Annotated in this window: 8 protein-coding genes; 2 read left to right on the forward strand and 6 right to left on the reverse strand. The window is 71.6% G+C overall.

The features are described 5' to 3' along the window. The coding region (locus AC2CHG_RS30190) for a THUMP-like domain-containing protein (protein WP_484526081.1) at positions 1-936 on the forward strand (936 nt) is incomplete at its 5' end. 158 nt (positions 937-1,094) lie between these two features. After that, positions 1,095-1,574 (forward strand): Cys-tRNA(Pro) deacylase, encoded by a 480-nt coding sequence (gene ybaK / locus AC2CHG_RS30195; protein ID WP_262013043.1) that lies wholly within the window; start codon positions 1,095-1,097, stop codon positions 1,572-1,574. Positions 1,575-1,693: 119 nt separating this feature from the next. Here the strand turns inward: ybaK and AC2CHG_RS30200 are convergent, their stop codons facing one another. The 6 genes from AC2CHG_RS30200 to AC2CHG_RS30225 form a co-directional block, all read right to left on the reverse strand. After that, positions 1,694-1,951, reverse strand: coding sequence for a hypothetical protein (locus tag AC2CHG_RS30200; RefSeq protein WP_141721744.1), 258 nt, complete (start codon positions 1,949-1,951; stop codon positions 1,694-1,696). Between the two features lie 51 nt (positions 1,952-2,002). Next, a complete protein-coding gene (locus tag AC2CHG_RS30205) occupies positions 2,003-2,389 on the reverse strand; it encodes a hypothetical protein (RefSeq protein ID WP_262013044.1) in 387 nt (128 codons plus the stop codon). After that, positions 2,386-2,856, reverse strand: a complete 471-nt coding sequence (locus tag AC2CHG_RS30210; RefSeq protein ID WP_484526082.1) for a hypothetical protein — start codon at positions 2,854-2,856, stop codon at positions 2,386-2,388. Before AC2CHG_RS30210 ends, AC2CHG_RS30205 begins: the two co-directional genes overlap by 4 nt. A gap of 182 nt (positions 2,857-3,038) precedes the next feature. Then, positions 3,039-3,353, reverse strand: a complete 315-nt coding sequence (locus tag AC2CHG_RS30215) for a hypothetical protein (RefSeq protein WP_484526083.1) — start codon at positions 3,351-3,353, stop codon at positions 3,039-3,041. Then, on the reverse strand, positions 3,346-3,897 hold the full coding sequence (locus AC2CHG_RS30220) for a hypothetical protein (protein WP_484526084.1): 552 nt from the start codon (positions 3,895-3,897) through the stop codon (positions 3,346-3,348). Before AC2CHG_RS30220 ends, AC2CHG_RS30215 begins: the two co-directional genes overlap by 8 nt. Beyond that, positions 3,894-4,228: MauE/DoxX family redox-associated membrane protein (locus tag AC2CHG_RS30225; protein WP_484526085.1), on the reverse strand; the 335-nt coding region annotated here is incomplete at its 5' end. The genes AC2CHG_RS30225 and AC2CHG_RS30220, both read right to left, overlap by 4 nt.

Genomic DNA, 4,228 nt, shown 5'->3' on the forward strand with positions numbered 1-4,228 from the left:
GGCGTGACCACGCTGGCCGACCTGGGGTGCGGGCTGGGGGCCGACGCGCTCGCCGCGGCCCGCGCCGGCATCCGGGTGTACGCGGTGGAGGCCGACCCGCTGACCGCCGAGATGGCCGCCGCCAACGCCGAGGCGGCCGGGCTCGCCGACCTGGTGACCGTCTCCTGCGGTGACGCCACGGCGTTCGACGTGAGCGGGGTCGACGCGGTGTTCTGCGATCCGGCGCGGCGGCGGGCCGGCACCGGGCGGCGCGTCTTCGACCCGAACGCCTACTCCCCGCCGTGGGACTTCGTCACCGGCCTGGCCGCGCGGGTGCCGCGGACCGCGGTGAAGGTGGCACCCGGGCTGGACCACGCGCTGATCCCGGGCGGCGCCGAGGCGGAGTGGGTGAGCGTGGACGGCGACCTGGTCGAGGCGGCGCTCTGGTGCGGTGACCTGGCCGAGGTCCCGCGCCGCGCCACAGTGCTGCGCGAGAAGGAAGGGCCCCTTCTTAACGCCTCCGGTAGTAAAAGGGTCCCTTCCTATCACCTCACCGGCACGGGCGCACAGGAGGCGCCGGTGGGACCGGTCCGGCGCTTCCTCTACGACCCGGATCCGGCGGTGGTACGCGCGCACCTGGTCGCCGAGCTGGCCACCGACCTCGACGCCACGCTCGCCGATCCGTCGATCGCCTACCTGTACGCCGACGAGGCCCGGCCCACCCCGTTCGCCCGCTGCCTGGAGATCACCGACGTGCTGCCGTTCTCGCTGAAGCGGCTGCGTGCCCTGCTGCGCGAACGCCGCGTCGGCCGGGTGGAGATCCGCAAGCGCGGGTCGGCGCTGGAGCCGGAGAAGCTGCGCCGTGACCTGAGGCTGGCCGGCGACGAGGCGGCCGGCCTGGTGCTGACCCGCGTGGCCGGCGCGCCGACGGTGCTGGTCTGCCGGCCCGGCGGGTAGGCGCCGACCGGCCCGTCGGGCTGGCGCCGACCGGCCGGGCTGCCGTCCGACGAGGTGGTGCGGCCCTGCCCGCACCCGACGCGCCGGTCGTCCCGCGCCTCGGGGCGCGGGTGTTTTCAACTCGCCCACCCGCGCCGCGCCCGGTTAGCGTGACGGTCATGGCGGGACAGGGCACTCCGGCGACGGCGCTGCTGGTGAAGCGGAGGATCGCGCACAGCACCCATCCGTACGACGTCTCCCCGGACGCGCCGAACTACGGCGCGCTGGTCGCGGCGGCTCTGGGAGTGCCGCCGGAGCGGGTGTTCAAGTCGCTGGTCGCCGAGGTCGACGGCGCGCTGACCGTGGCGGTCGTGCCGGTCACCGGCGAACTGGACCTCAAGGCCCTCGCCGCGGCCGTCGGCGGTAAGCGGTCGGCCATGGCCGACCGGGCGGTGGCCGAGCGGGCCACCGGCTACGTGCGCGGCGGGATCAGCCCGCTCGGCCAGCGCCGGCGGCTGCCCACGGTGCTGGACTCGTCGGCGCTCGCCCATCCCACCGTCTACGTCTCGGCGGGCCGGCGCGGGCTCCAGGTCGAGCTGGCCCCGACCGACCTGTTGACGTTGACGGACGCGCAGGTCGCTCCGCTGTCCACCCGGTGACGGACGCGCGGGCCGCCCCGCTGTCCGCCCGTCTGGCGGGACGGGGAACACGAGAACGGGAAACGCGCGGAGGACCGGCCGCCGGCACGACCGGCCCGTCCCCCGCGCCGACTAACGGATCAGGCCGCGCCGCGGACCCGGCCGACGTTGATCGTGCCGTTGTCGTCGTAGACCTCGGCGATCCGCTTGGAGACGCTACGCCGCCCCTGGGTGAACATCGGGACGTCGTTGTGCACACGGACGTGCACGGCGCCGTGGTGTTCCGCGAAGACGTCGACGGGTGCGCCGTTCACGACCTCCGCACAGATGCGCACGGTGCTCGTACCGTCGTCCTCGACGTCGATGACCACGACGCCGCGGTCGGTTGGCAAAGGCATTCTGGGACTCCTCCCGATTAGCAGAACCTGTTGTTCACATGTGTTTGGACATCAATCTCCGGAGCGTCCGCCGGGCCGGGACGGACACCTGCCGCCGCCGAACATGACCCGGGTCCACTCACCGACGTGGCAGAAGATGTCGCAACTGGTGGTGACGCCGAGCTTCGCGGGCACCCTCGACGCGGCGACGTGCCTGGACACCCCGCCCATCGAGTAGACGCTGTCGAGATCCCGCCAGAGCGAGATGCTCCACACCGTCCGCTCCCGCCACCGCACGAGCAGCCTGATGCCGAGGAAGCCCTCGGCATGGCGACGGACGTCCCGCTTCACCCGCAGATGCAGCAGCAGGACGACCAGCACGCGCACCAGATCACCGCAGTGGAACCTGGTGATCACCACCTGCCCCTGGGTCGTGTCGGGTTCCAGAGTGGGGGTCACGGGGAAACGACGGTCACGGCGAGGGCTGCCGCCAGCAGCAGCATCGCCGTTCCGGAGACCCGTCGAACCCGACTCACCCATAGCCGGTCACTCCTTTCCTCGATCTCGGCGGCCTTCCTGGTCAGGCTCCAGAGAGTGACCAGGAGGGTCACGGTGAGGGCCGTGACAACCAGCACCAACGGCGCGGATCCGGGTGCGACAAGCACGACGCCCGCCGTGGCCAACCAGATCAGCGACGTGGTCTTCTGCGTGGTGAAGAGCAGACCCAGGTCGATTCCCCAGACCACCCCGAGCGTGCCGGCCGGCAGGGTCCGGACCAGTCGCTGCGGCACCTGTCGCCAGATGTGCGGCGTCCGATCGAGCAGATCCAGGACGCCGAACAGCACCGCGAGTGCGACGAGGGCCACGACCCGCCATGTCTCGGGGGCCAGTTCCCCGACCGCCGATCCGATCAGGTAGACCGGCACGGCGAGAACCATTCCGGCGACGAGTCCGCCGACCGCGAGGCCCGCCAGGAATCGAAGTCCTTCAGATACGTTCCGCCTCAACATAGGGCTGGCGACCCCAGCCATGGAGAGGCCTCAAGGACTGAGAATCTGCAGCACCGCTCCCGCGATGCCGACGACCAGCCAGACGACCATCGGCGGGCTCAGTTGTACTGGCAGTGGGCGCCGGATCCGGTGATGCTGCCCGAGCTGGTCTTCTTCTCGCAGCAGTTGCAGTGCAGGTAGGCGTTGACCGAGCAGTACCAGATGTACTTGTAGGTGGCCGAACTGCACGTCGAGTACGAGATGTTCGGTGGGACGTAGACGAGGTTGCAGCACTGGTAGTTGCCCGCCATCGCCGGCGTCGAGCGGGCGAAGACCGCCCCCGACGCCACCAGGCCGGCGACGCCGATCTTTGCGAGGAAGCCTCGCCGGCTACCCCCGCGACGGCCTGTCGCCGTCATTTTCTCCTCATTCATTCCCAACAGCCTCCTTGACCGGGAAGACGGCGGCGCTGAGCGCCGCCAGATCGGTGAACAACAATGCCGAAACCAGGCGCCCGTGCCGGAAGACCAGCGCCGACGGGCTGGTCATCACGCCCAGTTCTTCCGCCACCCATTCGCCACCCACGTCGATGTGGTGCGGGAGTACCGCCAGTTCGTGTCGGGTCATGAAGAGCTCGCCGCGCTCCTGGTCGATCGTCGAGATCAGGAGCGCGAAGTCACGCGTGTCGGCCAGGTCGCCGACCTCGCCGGCCGCCTTCTCGCAGCTGTTGCAGGAGGTGCTGAACACCAGCACCACCCGCAGGTCCGCGGTGGCGACCTCCGCCAGACCGGCGGGCCAGCGCTTCGGCCGCGACCCGACGCGGGCTCCGTCGAGCAACCGGACGGTGCCGCTGCCGCCGCCGGGCGCGCCCGCGCCCTCCATGCCGCCGGAGCGCGCGTACAGCTCGCCCAGCATCGCGAAGAGCACCACCACGGCGCCCGCGACCACCAGCAACCCGAACCCGAAGAGGTAACTCATCCAGCGATCTCCTTAGACAGCTCCGCGCCGGCCGGGCGCGTCGGGGGCCGGACCAGGTCGACGACCATGCCGCGCCACAACAGCAGGGCCATGCCCGCGACGAGACTCGCGGCCACGACGGCCATCCGGTCGGCCGGGAGAGCCGCCGGCGAGGTGAGCAGGAGCGCGGTGCCGAAGCCCACGAGCGCGAGCCCGATCAGGACGTTCCGCACACCCAGCGGACGGCCCTCTGGCCGACCGAAGCATCCGCAGGGCAACGTCGTCCCGCGCTGCCGACCCGCGAGACCGGCCGCCGCGAAGCCGGCCCCCAGGCCGGCGGTCGCCGCGGCGG

Source organism: Micromonospora sp. ATLC20 (assembly GCF_057196585.1).

What these genes read in the sequence shown, in the direction of transcription:
- AC2CHG_RS30220 (WP_484526084.1), bottom strand. Translation starts at nt 3,897, where the DNA reads ATGAGTTACCTCTTCGGGTTCGGGTTGCTGGTGGTCGCGGGCGCCGTG.
- AC2CHG_RS30215 (WP_484526083.1), bottom strand. Translation starts at nt 3,353, where the DNA reads ATGAATGAGGAGAAAATGACGGCGACAGGCCGTCGCGGGGGTAGCCGG.
- AC2CHG_RS30200 (WP_141721744.1), bottom strand. Translation starts at nt 1,951, where the DNA reads ATGCCTTTGCCAACCGACCGCGGCGTCGTGGTCATCGACGTCGAGGAC.
- ybaK (WP_262013043.1), top strand. Translation starts at nt 1,095, where the DNA reads ATGGCGGGACAGGGCACTCCGGCGACGGCGCTGCTGGTGAAGCGGAGG.